The sequence below is a fragment of the Allosphingosinicella sp. genome (genome assembly GCF_046295735.1).
GTDB lineage: Bacteria > Pseudomonadota > Alphaproteobacteria > Sphingomonadales > Sphingomonadaceae > Allosphingosinicella.
Window position 1 is genome coordinate 1 of the sequence record NZ_JBKBMQ010000025.1, and the last position, 15,614, is coordinate 15,614.

15 protein-coding genes and 1 pseudogene are annotated in these 15,614 nt (G+C 67.9%); 12 read left to right on the forward strand and 4 right to left on the reverse strand.

All coding sequences use genetic code 11. The annotated features are described in order from the left end of the window. Positions 1-221: 221 nt before the first annotated feature. Positions 222-512, forward strand: a complete 291-nt coding sequence (locus tag ACK4K7_RS16015) for a hypothetical protein (protein WP_431867505.1) — start codon at positions 222-224, stop codon at positions 510-512. A 21-nt stretch (positions 513-533) separates the two neighbouring features. Then, positions 534-674 (forward strand): annotated as a pseudogene (locus ACK4K7_RS16020) (hypothetical protein); the annotation flags it as partial. Positions 675-1,115: 441 nt separating this feature from the next. Here the strand turns inward: ACK4K7_RS16020 and ACK4K7_RS16025 are convergent. Next, positions 1,116-2,024 (reverse strand): class I SAM-dependent methyltransferase, encoded by a 909-nt coding sequence (locus ACK4K7_RS16025; RefSeq protein ID WP_431867507.1) that lies wholly within the window; start codon positions 2,022-2,024, stop codon positions 1,116-1,118. Positions 2,025-2,348: 324 nt separating this feature from the next. Here ACK4K7_RS16025 and ACK4K7_RS16030 point away from each other — a divergent pair, with 324 nt between their 5' ends. Beyond that, positions 2,349-2,888 (forward strand): twin-arginine translocation signal domain-containing protein, encoded by a 540-nt coding sequence (locus ACK4K7_RS16030; protein ID WP_431867508.1) that lies wholly within the window; start codon positions 2,349-2,351, stop codon positions 2,886-2,888. 4 nt (positions 2,889-2,892) lie between these two features. On the opposite strand, the gene ACK4K7_RS16035 is transcribed toward ACK4K7_RS16030, so the two are convergent. After that, positions 2,893-4,098 (reverse strand): cupin domain-containing protein, encoded by a 1,206-nt coding sequence (locus ACK4K7_RS16035; RefSeq protein ID WP_431867509.1) that lies wholly within the window; start codon positions 4,096-4,098, stop codon positions 2,893-2,895. Positions 4,099-4,192: 94 nt separating this feature from the next. Between ACK4K7_RS16035 and ACK4K7_RS16040 the strand changes: the two genes are divergently transcribed. Beyond that, on the forward strand, positions 4,193-4,354 hold the full coding sequence (locus tag ACK4K7_RS16040) for a hypothetical protein (RefSeq protein ID WP_431867511.1): 162 nt from the start codon (positions 4,193-4,195) through the stop codon (positions 4,352-4,354). A gap of 23 nt (positions 4,355-4,377) precedes the next feature. Here ACK4K7_RS16040 and ACK4K7_RS16045 read toward each other — a convergent pair whose 3' ends face one another. Then, complete coding sequence (locus ACK4K7_RS16045) at positions 4,378-4,599, reverse strand: hypothetical protein (protein ID WP_431867512.1); 222 nt, start codon at positions 4,597-4,599, stop codon at positions 4,378-4,380. 67 nt (positions 4,600-4,666) lie between these two features. Here ACK4K7_RS16045 and ACK4K7_RS16050 point away from each other — a divergent pair, with 67 nt between their 5' ends. From ACK4K7_RS16050 to secA, 4 genes are all read left to right on the forward strand, one after another. After that, on the forward strand, positions 4,667-4,936 hold the full coding sequence (locus ACK4K7_RS16050; protein WP_431867513.1) for a hypothetical protein: 270 nt from the start codon (positions 4,667-4,669) through the stop codon (positions 4,934-4,936). A gap of 59 nt (positions 4,937-4,995) precedes the next feature. After that, positions 4,996-8,400, forward strand: a complete 3,405-nt coding sequence (gene addA / locus ACK4K7_RS16055) for a double-strand break repair helicase AddA (RefSeq protein WP_431867514.1) — start codon at positions 4,996-4,998, stop codon at positions 8,398-8,400. Between the two features lie 58 nt (positions 8,401-8,458). Then, positions 8,459-8,779, forward strand: coding sequence for a thioredoxin TrxA (gene trxA / locus ACK4K7_RS16060; RefSeq protein WP_431867515.1), 321 nt, complete (start codon positions 8,459-8,461; stop codon positions 8,777-8,779). 177 nt (positions 8,780-8,956) lie between these two features. Next, positions 8,957-11,701, forward strand: a complete 2,745-nt coding sequence (gene secA, locus ACK4K7_RS16065) for a preprotein translocase subunit SecA (RefSeq protein WP_431867516.1) — start codon at positions 8,957-8,959, stop codon at positions 11,699-11,701. Positions 11,702-11,843: 142 nt separating this feature from the next. Here secA and ACK4K7_RS16070 read toward each other — a convergent pair whose 3' ends face one another. Then, the gene (locus ACK4K7_RS16070) at positions 11,844-12,461 is read right to left on the reverse strand and encodes a hemerythrin domain-containing protein (protein ID WP_431867518.1); all 618 of its coding nucleotides are present in this window, start codon (positions 12,459-12,461) and stop codon (positions 11,844-11,846) included. 242 nt (positions 12,462-12,703) lie between these two features. Between ACK4K7_RS16070 and ACK4K7_RS16075 the strand changes: the two genes are divergently transcribed. From ACK4K7_RS16075 to ACK4K7_RS16090, 4 genes are all read left to right on the forward strand, one after another. Further along, positions 12,704-13,873 (forward strand): zinc-dependent alcohol dehydrogenase, encoded by a 1,170-nt coding sequence (locus ACK4K7_RS16075; protein WP_431867520.1) that lies wholly within the window; start codon positions 12,704-12,706, stop codon positions 13,871-13,873. 11 nt (positions 13,874-13,884) lie between these two features. Continuing rightward, entirely contained in the window at positions 13,885-14,424 is a 540-nt protein-coding gene (locus ACK4K7_RS16080) for a hypothetical protein (RefSeq protein ID WP_431867522.1), read from the forward strand. Positions 14,425-14,484: 60 nt separating this feature from the next. Then, entirely contained in the window at positions 14,485-14,691 is a 207-nt protein-coding gene (locus tag ACK4K7_RS16085; RefSeq protein WP_431867524.1) for a CsbD family protein, read from the forward strand. A gap of 87 nt (positions 14,692-14,778) precedes the next feature. After that, positions 14,779-15,453 (forward strand): DUF1028 domain-containing protein, encoded by a 675-nt coding sequence (locus ACK4K7_RS16090; RefSeq protein ID WP_431867526.1) that lies wholly within the window; start codon positions 14,779-14,781, stop codon positions 15,451-15,453. Positions 15,454-15,614 lie beyond the last annotated feature (161 nt).

Genomic DNA, 15,614 nt, shown 5'->3' on the forward strand with positions numbered 1-15,614 from the left:
CGGCCCGATCAATGCCCACTCGTCATCCGTAAGACCAATCCACTCGCCCAACGCCGCCTCCAAAAGGAAGCTTTGAATCAACCTGCGAGTCCCCCGTCAAGCTTTGTCCACGAAACCTAGCACTCGCCAGCTGGCTTGTCGGCGGCGGCAGCTGGTTCAGCTGGGCGGCCGCGTTGATTGCGTCGGCGCTGATACTTGAAGCCTCTTTCTGGAGCCGGGCGATGACGGTGGCGGCGATGTATTACGAAATCACAGAAGAGCAAATCGGACGTAGCGCGTATAATCCTCGTGCCGCGCTGCTACGTTGCTGCGTCCTGTCCGCATTTCTTCTGGTCACTTTCGCCCTGGGAACTGCGGGCGCGGATGTCCCGTTTGATGGCGGCAGATTGGGCCTGGTGCTCATTCCCTGGGTCGCCATCTACATCATCCTGGCAGCCTTGGCCTATCGCCGGGACGTGATCGCAGCTGCTCAGAAGAACAAATGGCGCAGGCGCCCGCCTCGGAACCGGTAGTCCCTCGCGCCGACCTTCAACTACTCGACCGGATTCTGGCTTCACCATCGGTTGCCCGAAATGATCCTCTTCGCCCCGCCGCGGCACGTCGCACACGACGTGCTCTGGGACGTTTTCGCGGCGTGCAGCAAGGCAGGGCGTTGCCGACTGGCGTGCGATTGAACGGTGTCTTCGGCAACGCCGAGGCGGTGCTGATGCCGGTGTCGAAGCGTCACTATGAAAAATATCTCCCGATTTCCCCTGCGTTCACCTGATCTGACCCGACGGGGAGGGCCTGTTTCCGTGGGAAAAAGGCTTCGAGGAGGAGATGAAAGCCGACCAGGTCGACCTGGCCGAGAAGGGCTGGCTGGCGGAACTGGCGAACTGAAGGCGCGCCTTTGGGCTTCCGGGCTCGGCGACCACGTGCGCATCGTGAACGTTCAGTCCCGTGGCCGTCGGTTCGACCATCCACATGGCCTTCTTTGACGATTGTCGATCCGACGCCGGCGATATTGTTCACGTTGTTGCGACGACGAGCTGGAGGCCATTGAGAACGACTGAGGTCGCTGGGGTGCAGTGATCGCCGCGAACGTGGTGCGTCACCCGTGAGTGGAGGAAAGCGGATCAGTTCCGGACGAGGTAGAACGATCCCGGCTCGCGCTCCGGCGTCAGGTGAGGGCAAGTCCGCTTCAGCAGATCATATTGCTCGTGCTTCATCATGTTCACGCCCAGCATGACGGTCCACGAGCTGTTGTGACTGAGAAATGCCTCCAGCAGATACTGTTCATTCCAGAACAGAGGAATCTCTAGCCACACCATCGGATAATCTCGTGGCGAGAAGATGTCGTGCACGTGTACCACGACGCCCGACGCAAGAGTCGGCAGAATCTGTAGATACTCCAACAGAACCTCGCCCTGCGGACGAATAATGTGGGAGCTGTCTATGAACAAAATGTCGTTTCGGGAGAGTGTGGAAAATAATGCAGGATCCACGTCCTCCAGTTTTTTTCTGACGACGGTGACGCCGATCTCCTCCAACCAGGGCATCTCGTATGGCTCGATGCAGATGTGCTCGCAGCTGTAGCCGGCATCTTCGGATTTGTTGGCGGCCACCGCGAGTGCGGCCATCCTGGTCGAGTATCCGGAGCCGATCTCGATAATACGCCGGGGCTTGAGATGCCGTATCATGTTGTACCAGGTCTCGGCGTCGCCCGATCCGAAGTTCGCATTGGACATGTCGAACTCCACCCCGGCGGGAAGGGAGCCCAGCTGCGAGAGAAGCGCCACCTGGCCCTCACGGTTGAAATCGATGCCCGGGAGGACGCGCGGCTCTTGATCCTTTCGAAGGTCGGAAGCGTCGTACAGAGGCTCGTAATAATGCTTCCTCAGCGGAAACACGCCAGCTTTGTTCAGCACCGACCGGGTGATCGGAAGCTCGCTCAGCCGTCTCCGGCGGACGAGGCGCATCGAAATAGCGGATACTGCCACGAAGGGTGCCAGGCAAACATCGTAGAAGCTGAAGGATCTTTTCATTGTTCACTCCCTTGTCCGGGGAGCCCTAGCTTCGGAGCGAGAAGGGGGCAATGATCAGAAAGCCAAGATAAAAGGAAAGGCACAGGTCATCGACCGTCAGGGTCGCTCCGCATCAACTTCCGGCCGCTCCTCCGATGCTTCGGGAGCGGTTGAACCGCCGAGCATCGACCTGCCACAATCCGCGATCGCCGCATCCTTCATCCTCGGTCCGAGGCTTTGCGGGCGCGTGCCTCAGCCCCCGAGCGGCTTTACGGAGTACCGTTGTGGAGGCGCCTCATCTCGGTTAGCTTCTGCTCTACTCAAGAAGATTCCGGGGGAACGGAGATGAAACCGACGCGCAAGCTCAGCCGCAGATCCTTTCTTGGCCGGGTCGCCGGCGGAGTCGTCGCGGGGGGCGGCGCGGCCGCCTTGCTGACCGGCAAGGCCGAAGCGTTCCAGACGACCGACAGCGACAGCGGCCCCAATGCCGACGGGATCGGCCGGGGACGCGGCAGCGGCACCGACACGGACAGCGGCCCCAATGCGGACCGCGCCGGGCGCGGGCGCGGCAACGGCACGACCGACAGCGACAGCGGCCCGAATGCGGACGGCGTGGGCCGTGGCCGGGGCAGCGGTACCGACAGCGATGCGGGTCCCAATGCCGACGGGATCGGACGCGGGCGCGGCAACGGGGTCACCGACGGCGATTCCGGCCGCTATGCCGATCCGCCGGGCGGCGGGCGCGGGCGCAGCCGCCGGCCCTGCACCGACACCGACTCGGGTCCGAACAGCGACGGCCAGGGGCAGGGCCGGGGCACCGGCTACAGCGACAGCGATTCCGGTCCGAACAGCGACCGCGGCGGCTGCGGGCGCGGCCGCCGCTGAGGCGTCACAGCCGCTCCAGATAGCCGTGCGTCCAGAGCTTGCGGATCATCTCCGCCGGCTCGGCGCAGGCGAGGTCGGTCTCCGCGAACGGTGCGCCCGACAGTGCGATGCCGAGCGCGTCGCCGTCCTCCGGCGCGAAGCGCAGATCGCCGCCGGGGCCGACCAGCACCGTCGCGCCCTCGTCCTCGGCCAGGTTCCAGGGCGCGAGCGGCCGTAGCCGGAAGCCGCCGCCCGCGCCGGGCACCGGGCCCGACAAGATGGTGCCGCGAAGATCGGGCCGGCGGCTGCGCAGGAACTGGTCGGCCATCAGGTCGAAGGCGCCGTCCATCTCCGCCTGGTCGGCGACCAGGCGGGCGAGCCGCGCGAAATGGGCGCGCGCGGCCTCGCGGTCATAGTCGCGGCCGGCATAGCCCGGCGGCAGCGAGCGGCGGAATTCGGGCTCGGCGAGCGCAAGCTCCGACACCGCCTCCAGCATCAGATCGGCCCAGGTCTTGGTGATGAGACCGACGGTGACGTGAAGCGAAGGCGCGTCGCCGACATTCTCCGCGTCGTGCATCAGCCCGCGGGGGATGTAGAGACAGTCGCCGGGGTTCAGCGTGAACTCGGCGGTCGGCGCGTCGGCCTTGTGCCGTCCGAGCTGGAAGCGCTCGCCGCGATAGGGCGTCGTCACCGGCGTTCCGTACAGCCGCCACGCCTTGGCGCCGGACACCTGCATCACGAACACGTCGTGATTGTCGTAATGCGGCGGGAAGCCCTTGCCGGTGCCGGGGGTGAGATAGATGTTGGTCTGGACATGGCAGGAGAAGACCTCCTCCAGCGCGCGGCAGAATTGGGCGAGCCCGAACATGCTCTCGTGGAGCTGCGGGAAGATGAGGGTCGAGCCCTTCTGATATTGCGCGGCGAGCGCGACGCCGTCGATGCGGCCGTCGGCGGTCACGTAATCGTCGCGCGAGACGCGGCTGTTGGCGTTGGTCACGTCGGCCATGCCTTCGCGCAGGTCGGCCTCGGCGACGAAGGCGTCGAGCATGGCGAGCGTCAGGATGTCCGCATAGCGCCGCGGCTCGCTGCGCGCGCTGAGCAGCGGCGTCTTTTCATAATGGTCCTGAAGGAAGCGGGCGCGGTCGACGGGCGCGGTGAGGAAGCCCAGCACGTCGTCGCCCCACACCGGCCGGCCCGCGCCAGCCCCCGCCGCTTCGTCCGATCGCGCCATTGTCCCCGCTCCTCCAGCTTCCACGCGCTTCTACTGCGCGCAGGCCGCGTCAGGAAGTGGCATGTGGCGCATGGACAGCTAAAAAGCGTGCGATATGATGCCCTTGACGATCCAGGATCGAGAGGGGCGTAGCTTGCCGATCCAGTCCAGCCTTGCCGCCGCCGCCGCGATCGCCTCCGAAGCGGCGGATTCGACCGGGGCGATCGTCCCGATCCTGCTCGGCGGCCCTATGCCCTGGATGCTGAAGAAGGGCTGAGCGCGCGCTTGCCGGTGAGGGGCTCAGCCGTTGCCCTTGTCGCCGCTGTTTTTGCGGCCCTTGGCGTAGAGGAGCGCGGCCACCAGAGCGGCGGAGCCGATGCCGATCGCGGCGCCGGCCGCGATGTGGCGCCCGCGTCCGCCGCCGCCTTTCGACTCGCGGCCGGCGGCCGCCTGCGCGGCGCGCGCCGCCTCCGCCGCTTCGCCGACGGCGGCTTCCTCGGGATAGGTCGGTTGCTTGGCCATATGGGTCTCTTGCTGGATTGGGTTCGGCTCCCTCTTATCGCTTAAGCATTGCCCTTGTGAAGGATAGGTGGAACTATGGCCGCCGCGGCAACAGGGGATGAAGGCGATGATCGAGGCGCGGCTGCTGGTCGAACGCGGCACGCTCAGGGACCAGAGCGAGGATTGGGGGGCGTTCCACTTCCTCGCGCTGCCCTCGCCCGGAGACCGCGTCGCGGTCGACCGCGACGAGGGAGTCCATTACCTTACCGTCATCTGCGTCCATCACGCGCCGGTGGCGGTCGCGCGCGGCGCGCAGCCCTCCGCCCAGGTGGTCGCCAAGTGGACCGGCGCGGAATAGGCGCCGGGCTGCGAAATCCGGCGTTGGTGACGGACAAGCGGCTGCTATAGCGCCAAGCCATGGCCCACCGCCTCCGCCCGCTCGCCGTGCTCCGGGATGCCCAGAAGGCGGCGTCCAGCCCGCGCGACCATGCCGCTCTGTCCGCCTCGGCGGGAACGGGCAAGACGCATGTGCTGACGGCGCGGGTGCTGCGGCTGCTCCTGTCCGGAGTGGATCCTTCATCGATCCTCTGCCTCACCTTCACCAAGGCCGGCGCCGCCGAAATGGCCGACCGCATCCATGCGCGGCTCGCTTACTGGGTTCGGCTGAAGGATGCCGATCTCGGCCGCGAGCTCGCCGCGCTCGACGAGGATCCGGGGCCTCAGATGCGCGCCAAGGCCCGAACCCTGTTCGCCCGGGTCCTCGACGCGCGCGGCGGGGGGCTGCGCATCCAGACCATCCACGCCTTCGCGCAGAGCCTGCTCGCCGCCTTTCCGGCGGAAGCGGAGGTTGTCCCCGGTTTCCGGCCGCTGGAAGGGCGGGAGGAACAGCTTCTCGCCCGCGCGACACTCGCCGACCTGCTCGTCAGGGCCGAGCGGGAAGGAGACCTGTCGCTGATCGAAGACATGCAGGCGCTCAGCCACCGCCTGGGCGAAAGCGGCGCGGAGGCCTTCCTCTTGTGCTGCGCCCGCGCGCCCGCGGCGATGGAGGAGATCGGGCCCCGCCAGGGGATCGGCGCGCGCCTGCGCCGCGCCTTCGACCTTCCGTCCGGCGACGTCGACGAGGCGATCGCCGCCGCCTGCTGCGACGATTTGTTCGACCTCGCGACGCTCGACCGGATCGCGGCCGCCAACGCGGGATGGGGGACGGCCACGGGGCTCGCCTGCGCGGACGCGATCGCGGCCTGGCGCGCCCGTGCGCCGGCGGAGCGCGCGGCCAGCCTGTTGGACATCGCCGATCTCGTGCTCACCAAATCGGGCGAGCCGCGCAGCGTGAAGGCGGGCCTCGTCAAGGTCGATCCCGATTATGCCCAACATGCGGCGCGGCTGGCGGAATGCTGCACGCGGCTGCTCGCGATGCGGAAGGTGGCGGCGCTGTCCGACTGCCTCGCCGCCGGCCTGCGCGCCGGCCAGGCCTATGCGCGCGCTTATGCGGCGGCGAAGCGGGCGGCGGCAGTCGTCGATTTCGACGACCTCATCCGCTGGGCGGAGCGGCTGCTGCTGACCCCCGGCATGGGCGAGTGGGTGCGCTACAAGCTCGACCAGCGAACCGACCATATCCTCGTCGACGAGGCGCAGGACACCAACGAGCGGCAGTGGAACATCGTGCGCGCCATCGCGCTCGAATATTTCGCGGGGGAGGGGGCGCGCGCGGCGCACCGCACCATCTTCACGGTCGGCGACTACAAACAGGCGATCTTCGGCTTCCAGGGTACCGATCCGCAGAGCTTCGACGTCGCCCGCGCCTGGTTCGGGCGCGAGGCGAATGCGATCGGCCGGGACTTCCTCGACCTGTCGATGGACCGATCCTACCGCTCGGCGCCGCCGATCCTGCAACTGGTCGACCGGGTGATCGCCGATCTGGGGCATGAGGCGTTCGGGCTTCCGCGCCGTCCCAATCTCCACGACAGCGCCCATGGCGACCGGCCCGGCTCGGTCGTGCTGTGGCAGCCTTTCTCCGAGGAGAGCGAGACGGCGGCCGAGGAGGATGCGGGGGAGGAGGGCTGGATCGGCGAGGCCGCCCGCCGCTACGCCGCCCGGCTGGCGCGGCAGGTGAGGAGCTGGCTCGACCGGCCGTTCACCGTCGAATCGCGCGGGCGCCCACTGCGCCCCGAGGACATCCTGATCCTGGTCCGCAGGCGCGGCGACCTCGCCTCGCTGATCGTGGCGCGCCTCCATGCCGAGGGGGTGCCGGTGGCCGGAGTGGACCGGCTCTCGCTGTCGGCGCCGCTCGCCGTCCAGGACATGCTGGCCGCCGCGCGCTTCGCGATCCAGCCGCTCGACGATCTCAACCTGGCCGCCTTGCTGGTCTCGCCGCTGTTCGGCTGGTCGCAGGAGGAGCTGTTCGCGGTCGCCCATGAGCGCGAGGGGAGCCTCTGGGACGCGCTCCGCGCCAGCCCGGCGGGGGCGGCGACGGCGGAGGCGCTCGGCGACATCCTGCGCATGGCCGATTTCACGACGCCGCACGACTTCTTCGAGACGATCCTGTCCGGACCGATGGCGGGGCGGCGGCGGCTGGTCGGGCGGCTCGGGCTGGAGGCGCGGGACCCGCTGTCGGAGCTGCTTTCGTCCGCGCTCCAGTTCGAGGCCGCCGGGCCGCCGTCGCTGCAGCGCTTCCTCGACTGGTTCGCGCGCGGCGAGGTGGAGATCGTCCGCGATCCCTCGGCGCCGCTCGACGCGGTGCGGGTGATGACGGTGCACGGATCGAAGGGGCTGCAGTCGCCGGTCCTGATCCTCGCCGACGCCTGCGCCGATCCGGAGCGGACGCGCGGCAGCTTCGGCCGCTTCCGGCTGCCGGAGGGCGGACCCGAGGTCCCGGTCTTCCGCCCGCGCAAGGACGAGATGGCCGAGCCGCTCAAGTCGCAGATGGCGGCGCAGGACGCGCGCGAGCGCGAGGAGCATTGGCGCCTCCTCTATGTGGCGCTCACCCGGGCGGAGGAGCGGCTCTATATCGGCGGCGCGCTCGGGCCGGCCGACCGCGGCGCGGCGCCGCGGGAGAGCTGGTACCAGGCGGTCGACGCCGCGATGGACGGGATGGGGGCCGAATGGCGCGAGGACGGGCTGTGGGGCCGCGCCCGCCGCTTCGGCGCCGCGGAGATCCCGGCCCGCGCGGCGGCGGCCGCCTCGCCGGAGCGGGCGCTGTCGGAGCCGGAATGGCTGCGCCGTCCCGCCCCGCAGGAAGCGCGCCCGCCGCGCCCGCTCTCGCCCTCCGCGCCGCGCGAGGACGACAGCGCCAACCCGCCGCCTTCGCCGGAGCTGCGCCAGGCGGCGCTGCGCGGCAAGCTGCTCCATGCGCTGTTCGAACGGCTGCCGGGCGTTCCCGCCGACGCGCGCGCGCGCCGCGCCGACCAGTGGTTGGAGCGGGCGGCCGGCGTCGCCGATCCGGCGTTCCGCGCGGCCCTGGTGGCGGACGCCTGCCGCATCATCGACGATCCCGATCATGCCGAGCTGTTCGGAGCGGACTCCCTCGCCGAAGCGCCGATCGCGGCGGTGGTGGAGGGGGGGCACGTCGTCTCCGGCACGGTGGACCGGCTGCTGGTCCGGCCCGACCGGGTGATCGTCGCCGACTTCAAGACCGGCCGGACCGCGCCCGCCGACCCGTCCGCAATTCCCGCCGCCCATCTGCGCCAGATGGCCGCCTACAGCGCCGCGCTCGCCGCGATCTTCCCCGGCCGGACGGTGGAGGCGCGCCTGCTCTACACCGCCGGGCCGTATCTCCACCGTCTCCCGCCCGAACTTCTCGGACCCCACGCGCCGGGTGGTTGAGACGGGGCGCGCGCCGCCCTACATCGCCATTCGACCGCTCATCAGGAGTTACACCGTTATGGCCACCAAGACCGTTACCGACGCCTCCTTCCCGACCGACGTCCTCGGCGCCGACCAGCCGGTGCTCGTCGATTTCTGGGCCGAATGGTGCGGCCCCTGCCGGATGATCGCGCCGGCGCTGGAGGAATTGTCGGACGAGCTCGGCGGCAAGGTGACGATCGCCAAGCTCAACATCGACGAGAATCCCGACGCGCCCGCGAAATATGGCGTGCGCGGCATCCCGACGATGATCCTGTTCAAGAATGGCGAGCCGGCCGCGACCAAGGTCGGCGCGGCGCCCAAGAGCCAGCTCCAGTCCTGGCTCGAAGGGGCGCTCTGACGCCGACCCGCTGAGGGGCTTTCGACGGCCGCCCGCGGCCCCGGCCGGTCGGCCCGGGCGGGGCGTCCGTCGATTGACTTGCCTTGGGGCGGACCCTACATCGCCGACGACAATCTGCCGCGGCGGCGGCCGCATCCGGCCGCGCACGGCAAGACCCATCAACGACAGGATCGCCTCATGTTTGGCGGATTTGCCAAAGCCATCTTCGGGTCGTCGAACGACCGCTACGTCAAGTCGCTGCGCCGGATCGTCGAGCGGATCAACGGGTTCGAGCCGACCGTGTCGGCGATGACCGACGAAGAGCTGAGGAACCAGACCGGGATCTTCCGCCAGCGCCTCGAGGGCGGCCAGACGCTGGACGACATCCTGCCGGAGGCGTTCGCCACCGTGCGCGAGGCGGCCAAGCGCACGCTGGGCCAGCGCCATTACGACGTGCAGATGATCGGCGGCATCGTGCTCCATCGCGGCGAGATCGCCGAGATGCGCACCGGCGAGGGGAAGACGCTGGTCGCGACGCTCGCCACCTATCTGAACGCGATCGAGGGCAAGGGCGTCCACGTCGTCACCGTCAACGACTATCTGGCGCGCCGCGACGCCGAATGGATGGGCCAAGTCTACCGCTTCCTCGGCCTCAGCGTCGGCGTGATCGTCCCGAACCTGACCGACTTCCAGCGCCGCGAAGCCTATCATTCGGACATCACCTACGGCACGAACAACGAATTCGGCTTCGACTATCTGCGCGACAACATGAAGTACGAGCGCCAGCAGATGGTGCAGCGCCCGTTCAATTTCGCGATCGTCGACGAGGTCGATTCCATCCTGATCGACGAGGCGCGGACCCCGCTCATCATCTCGGGTCCGACGGACGACAAGTCGGAACTCTATCTTGCGCTCGACAAGATCGTGAAGGCGATCTCGCCCGACGATTACGAATATGACGAAAAGGACAAGAGGGTCCTCCTCACCGAGGAGGGGACCGAGCGGATGGAGCGGCTGCTGGAAGGCGAGGGCCTGCTGGTCGGCTCCAACCTCTACGATTACGAGAACACCCAGGTCGTCCACCACCTCAACCAAGCGCTGAAGGCGAACGTCGCGTTCAAGCGGGACATCGACTATATCGTGAAGGACGGCAAGGTCGTCATCATCGACCCGTTCACCGGGCGCATGATGGACGGGCGCCGCTGGTCCGAGGGGCTCCACCAGGCGGTGGAGGCCAAGGAGGGCGTCAACATCGAGCCCGAGAACCAGACCCTCGCCTCGATCACCTTCCAGAACTATTTCCGCATGTATCCGAAGCTGTCGGGCATGACGGGCACCGCCGCCACCGAGGCGCCGGAATTCTTCGACATCTACAAGATGAACGTCGTCACCATCCCGACCCACCGGCCGGTCAGCCGGATCGACGAGGACGACGAATTCTACAAGAACCAGGGCGACAAGTTCGCGGCGATCGCCAAGGCGATCAAGGAGAAGCAGGAGCTCGGCCAGCCGGTGCTGGTCGGCACCGTGTCGATCGAGAAATCTGAGCTTCTGTCCGAATATCTCAACCGCATGGGCGTGCGGCACGCGGTGCTCAACGCCCGCCACCATGAGCAGGAAGCGCATATCGTGGCGCAGGCGGGACGGATCGGCGCCGTCACCATCGCCACCAACATGGCCGGTCGCGGCACCGACATCCAGCTCGGCGGCAACGTGGAGTTCCGCGTCGAGGACGAGCTCGGCGGCATGGAGCCCGGGCCGGAGCGCGAGGCGGCCGAGCAGCGCATCCGCGAGGAAGTGGAAGCGGAGCGGGAGAAGGTGCGCGAGGTGGGCGGCCTGTTCGTGCTCGGCACCGAGCGGCACGAGAGCCGCCGCATCGACAACCAGCTGCGCGGCCGATCGGGCCGGCAGGGCGATCCGGGCCTGTCGCGCTTCTACCTGAGTCTCGACGACGACCTGCTGCGCATCTTCGGGCCGCAGACCATGTTCTCGCGCCTGATGAACAAGAACCTCAAGGATGGCGAGGCGATCGTCAGCCCCTGGATCTCCAAGGCGATCGAGACCGCGCAGAAGAAGGTCGAGGCGCGCAATTACGACATCCGCAAGCAGGTCGTCGAATATGACGACGTGATGAACGACCAGCGCAAGGTGATCTACGAGCAGCGCGCCGACATCATGGACGCCGATACGGTCGGCGACGTGGTCGAGGACATGCGTGCCGAGACGGTGAACGCGCTGGTCGGCGAGGCCTGCCCGCCCAATTCCTATCCCGAACAGTGGGACATCGCACTGCTCACCGAGCGGGTGGAGCGGGTGTTCGGCATCATGCCGCCCTTCAACGAGTGGGTGAAGGAGGAAGCGGTCGAGCCGGAGATGTTCGTCGAGCGCCTGCAGAAGCTGGCCGGCGAGCAGATTTCGACGAAGGCCGCCGAGATCCCCGACGAAACCTGGGTGCAGATCGAGAAGTCGATCCTGCTCCAGTCGCTCGACCATCACTGGAAGGAGCATCTCGCGATGCTCGACGCGCTCCGCCAGGTCGTGCACCTCAGGGCCTATGCGCAGCGCAAGCCGATCGACGAGTATAAGCACGAGGCGTTCCAGATGTTCGAGCGCATGCTGGCCGCGATCCGCGAGGACGTGACCCGCCAGCTCGCGCTCGCCCAGTTCATGATGGCGCCGCCGCAGGACCTGCCGGACATGCCCGCGCTGCCGGACCTTCCCGATTTCGTCACCCACCATATCGACCCGCTGACCGGCGACGACGACACGGCGGACATCGACGCGGAGACCGGGGCCGTCCTTTCGCGCCTGCCGCCGATGCAGAGCCCGCGTCCGGAGATACCGGGCGAGGCGATGGTGGACGAGGTCCCCCCCGTCAGCCGCAACGCGCCGTGCCCCTGCGGATCGGGCCGCAAGTTCAAGCACTGCCACGGGGCGATTTGATCGGACGAGATTCCCCTGCCTGTTCGCAGGGAGGGGTTAGGGGTGGGTGCGTGCGCGCCCGCTTGTGATTTTCCGGATACCTACCCACCCCCGGCCCCTCCCTGCGTGCAGGGAGGGGGGAAGAGGGGAGGGGAGAAGGTGCTCAGGCGAACTTGAAGCCTTCCTTGTGCATCAGGGCGGTGAGCTTCGCATTCTGGTCTTCGGACAGGGTGTTGCGCAGCGCCGGGAAGACCTCGTCCTCCTCCATGCGCATATGCTCCTCGATCATCGCGCGGAAATCACGGACGCGGGCCAGCCATTCCGGACTGTCCTTGGCCAGGTTCTCGAGCTCGTAGAGATAGGTCTTCACATAGCCGTGCTCGGAATTGAGCGCGTCGGCGTCGTGCGCGCTGTTGGCCTGGCGCAGCGCCGGATAGACGACATTCTCTTCCTGCAGCGCATGCTTGGTGAGCGCATATTTGAGCTTGGCGAGCAGGTGCGCGCGCATCGCGGTGTTGCTGTCGTCCGTCGCCTCGATCTTGTCGAAGATGGCGAGCGTCAGCGCATGTTCGGTGGCGAGCGCGTCGGCCCAGTCGCCGCTCGCGCCGCTCGTCATCTGGACGAACAGCTTGCGGCCCATGTTCGCGGCGAAGCCGACTGCCGCGCCGGCGACCGCGGCGCCGACGAGAACGCCCGCCTGGTTGCCGCCCCAGTTGAACAGGGACTCCTCGTTCGACTTGTTGGTCTTGTTGCCGCTGCCGGAGCGGGTCTTGGTAGCCATTTGGAACCTCCTGATTGGTTACGGCGCCAAACCAACGAGCGCGGGCCTATGTTCCGGCGGGGCCGCGGCGCGCGCGGGCGACACATGACTGAAATGCCGACGCTTTTCGGCCAGCTTCTTCCGTTCGGCCGAACCTGCCTGCGGCGAAGCGTGTTCGCGCCGGGGTGACCGGCGCCGGCGGATTGGCCCGACCTGCGTCCGCTCCCGTTTCCTTGGCGGGGAAGCAGAGATTGGAGATCGGCATGAAGGCGCTCGTTTGGCACGGCAAGGAAGACATACGCTATGAGTCGGTCCCGGATCCTGAGATCGAGCATGGCCGCGACGCCATCATCAAGGTGACGAGCTGCGCGATCTGCGGCTCCGACCTTCACCTGTTCCACAATTTCATTCCGGGCATGCTGCCGGGCGACATCGTCGGCCATGAGATGATGGGCGAGGTGGTCGAGGTCGGCAAGGACAACAAGGCGCTGAAGGCGGGGGACCGGATCGTCGTGCCCTTCACCATCTATTGCGGCGATTGCGACCAGTGCAAACGCCAGAACTACTCGGTGTGCGAGCGGACCAACCGCAACGGCGAGCTCGCCGACAAGGTGTTCGGCCACCGCACCGCCGGCCTGTTCGGCTATACCCAGCTCACCGGCGGCTATCCCGGAGGGCAGGCGGAATATCTGCGCGTCCCCTATGCCGACACGACCCACATCAAGGTGCCCGGCGGCATGACCGACGAGCAGGCCCTGTTCCTCGGCGACATCTTCCCGACCGGCTGGCAGGCGGCTGTGCAGTGCGACATCCAGCCGACCGACACGGTCGCGATCTGGGGCGCGGGTCCCGTCGGCCAGTTCGCGGTGCGCAGCGCCATCCTGCTCGGCGCGGAGAAGGTGGTCGTCATCGACCGCCTGCCCGAGCGGCTGCAGATGGCGGAAGCCGCGGGCGCGATCCCGATCAACTTCCAGGAGGAGAGCGTCCTCGAGCGGCTGGAGGAGCTGACCGGCGGCAAGGGGCCGGACAAGTGCATCGACGCCGTCGGCCTGGAGGCGCATGCGACCAGCACGGTCGATGCGATCTACGACCGCGCCAAGCAGATGATGCTGCAGGAAAGCGACCGCGCCCATGTGCTGCGCGAGATGATCTACGTCTGCCGCGCGGCCGGCGTCATTTCGATCCCGGGCGTCTATGGCGGGCTCGTCGACAAGATCCCGATCGGCATGGCGATGAACAAGGGCCTGACCTTCCGGATGGGCCAGACGCACGTCAACCGCTGGACCGGCGACCTGCTGCGCAGGATCGAGGAGGGCCAGATCGACCCCTCCTTCGTCATCACCCACACGGTGGGACTGGAGGAAGGGCCGGGCATGTACCGGACGTTCCGCAACAAGCAGGACGATTGCATCAAGGTGGTGCTGAAGCCGTGAGGAGAGACGAGATGACTTCATCGACATTGTCCGGCGGCCGTCCGGACCAGAGCATGACGACGAGCCTGCGCGCGGCGCGGCTGCTCGGCTGGGCGAGCTTCGGCCTCGCCGCCGCCTTCCTGATCGCGCCCAAGCGCATCACCCGCACCTTCGGCCTGGAAGGCAAGGAGACGCTGGTCCGCGCGTTCGGGGCGCAGGAGATCCTCGCCGGCACGGGCGCGCTGTCGGTCGACGCCGGGCCCGCCATGTGGAGCCGCGCGGGCGGCGATCTCATCCACCTGGCGACGCTGGCCACCGGCCTGCGGAGCGACGATGCCGAGCAGCGGCGCAACGCCGCCATCGGCCTCGCCGCCATCGCCGGATTCCTGCTGATCGACTCCCTGGTCGCATCGAAGCTCACGTCCGAGCGGAGCCGGGCCAAGGGCGAGGCGCGCGACTTCAGCGGCCGCAGCGGATTTCCGCGCGGCGCCGCCCAGGCGCGGGGCGCCGCGCGCGATTTCGAGACGCCCCGGGACTATCAGGCCGCGCCCGCCCTGGCCGACGCGCTGTGACGGAACCGGGCCGGCCGCTCGCCGGTTGAACACATAAATCAGCAACATAGGAGAATGAGCATGGCCGACGAACGGATCAGCGAAGACCGCGCCGAAGGCACCGGCAAGCAGTGGAGCGGCAGCTTCAAGGAGAAAGCCGGCGGCTTCATCGGCGACGAGAAGATGAAGCGCGAGGGCCAGGCCGAGCAGAGCGAAGGAAAGCTCCAGAACGCCTGGGGCAGCGCCAAGGACAGCGTGCGCGAGGCGCTGGGTACCAAGAAGGACTGACCTTCTTTCGTGCGAACGAACAAGGAAGGCGGTGCCGCGCGGCGCCGCCTTTCTTATGCCCAGGGTGTGTAGAAGAGGAGCCGGAAGATGACGTTTTCGCTGATCGCCCGCTGCCCGACGACCGGGATGTACGGCGTCGGCGCGGCGACGGCGATGCCGGCGGTCGGCAAGCTGCTGACCCACGCCCATCCCCGCACCGGCGCGATCGCGACCCAGGCGCGGCTCAACCCCTATATCGGCATCGACGGCATCCGCCTGCTGAAGGAGGGGCGCGACGCCGCCGAAGTGCGCGACATCCTCGCCGCCACCGATCCGCGGGCCCCCGCCCGGCAGTTCGCGGTGATCGACCGGCAGGCCGGCACCGCGTCCTGGACGGGCGTGGAGTGCATCCCCTGGGCCGGGGCGGTGGCAGGGGAGGGCTTTTCCGCGCAGGGCAACCGTCTTGCCGGGCCGCAGGTGCTGGAAGCGGCGGCCGAGGCGTTCCGGGCGAGCGCGGGCAAGACGCTGGACGAGCGGCTGATGGAGGCGCTGGAGGCCGGCGACCGGGCGGGCGGCGACAAGGAGGGCGAGAAATCGGCGACCATCTACATTGTCGACCAGGAGGAATATCCGCTGTGGGACGTGAGGGTCGACGCGCATCGCGATCCGTTCGGAGAACTGCGCCGGCTGCACGACATCTTCAGCCGCGAGCTTCTCCCCGAGATCAAGCGTATGCCCACCCGCCTTAACCCGGCCGGGAGCGCCGAGGAGCATGAGGCCTGACTTCGACCTGATCGCGCTCCTGCGCGTGCTGCTCTGGATGGCGGTGCCGCTGCTGCTGATCGCCGCCTTGTTCTTCGGGATCTGAGAGGGCGGGCGAGTTCGAGAGAGAGTGGCTCCCCGGGACTCTGTCGAACGCATGTTTGTTTCCCCTTGTTTTTATT

Coding starts and splice junctions, on each gene's coding strand:
- ACK4K7_RS16040 (WP_431867511.1), top strand. CDS start 4,193: ATGATGCCCTTGACGATCCAGGATCGAGAGGGGCGTAGCTTGCCGATC.
- ACK4K7_RS16070 (WP_431867518.1), bottom strand. CDS start 12,461: ATGGCTACCAAGACCCGCTCCGGCAGCGGCAACAAGACCAACAAGTCG.
- ACK4K7_RS16045 (WP_431867512.1), bottom strand. CDS start 4,599: ATGGCCAAGCAACCGACCTATCCCGAGGAAGCCGCCGTCGGCGAAGCG.
- ACK4K7_RS16035 (WP_431867509.1), bottom strand. CDS start 4,098: ATGGCGCGATCGGACGAAGCGGCGGGGGCTGGCGCGGGCCGGCCGGTG.
- ACK4K7_RS16075 (WP_431867520.1), top strand. CDS start 12,704: ATGAAGGCGCTCGTTTGGCACGGCAAGGAAGACATACGCTATGAGTCG.
- ACK4K7_RS16085 (WP_431867524.1), top strand. CDS start 14,485: ATGGCCGACGAACGGATCAGCGAAGACCGCGCCGAAGGCACCGGCAAG.
- trxA (WP_431867515.1), top strand. CDS start 8,459: ATGGCCACCAAGACCGTTACCGACGCCTCCTTCCCGACCGACGTCCTC.
- ACK4K7_RS16080 (WP_431867522.1), top strand. CDS start 13,885: ATGACTTCATCGACATTGTCCGGCGGCCGTCCGGACCAGAGCATGACG.
- ACK4K7_RS16015 (WP_431867505.1), top strand. CDS start 222: ATGACGGTGGCGGCGATGTATTACGAAATCACAGAAGAGCAAATCGGA.
- ACK4K7_RS16030 (WP_431867508.1), top strand. CDS start 2,349: ATGAAACCGACGCGCAAGCTCAGCCGCAGATCCTTTCTTGGCCGGGTC.
- secA (WP_431867516.1), top strand. CDS start 8,957: ATGTTTGGCGGATTTGCCAAAGCCATCTTCGGGTCGTCGAACGACCGC.
- ACK4K7_RS16025 (WP_431867507.1), bottom strand. CDS start 2,024: ATGAAAAGATCCTTCAGCTTCTACGATGTTTGCCTGGCACCCTTCGTG.
- ACK4K7_RS16090 (WP_431867526.1), top strand. CDS start 14,779: ATGACGTTTTCGCTGATCGCCCGCTGCCCGACGACCGGGATGTACGGC.
- addA (WP_431867514.1), top strand. CDS start 4,996: ATGGCCCACCGCCTCCGCCCGCTCGCCGTGCTCCGGGATGCCCAGAAG.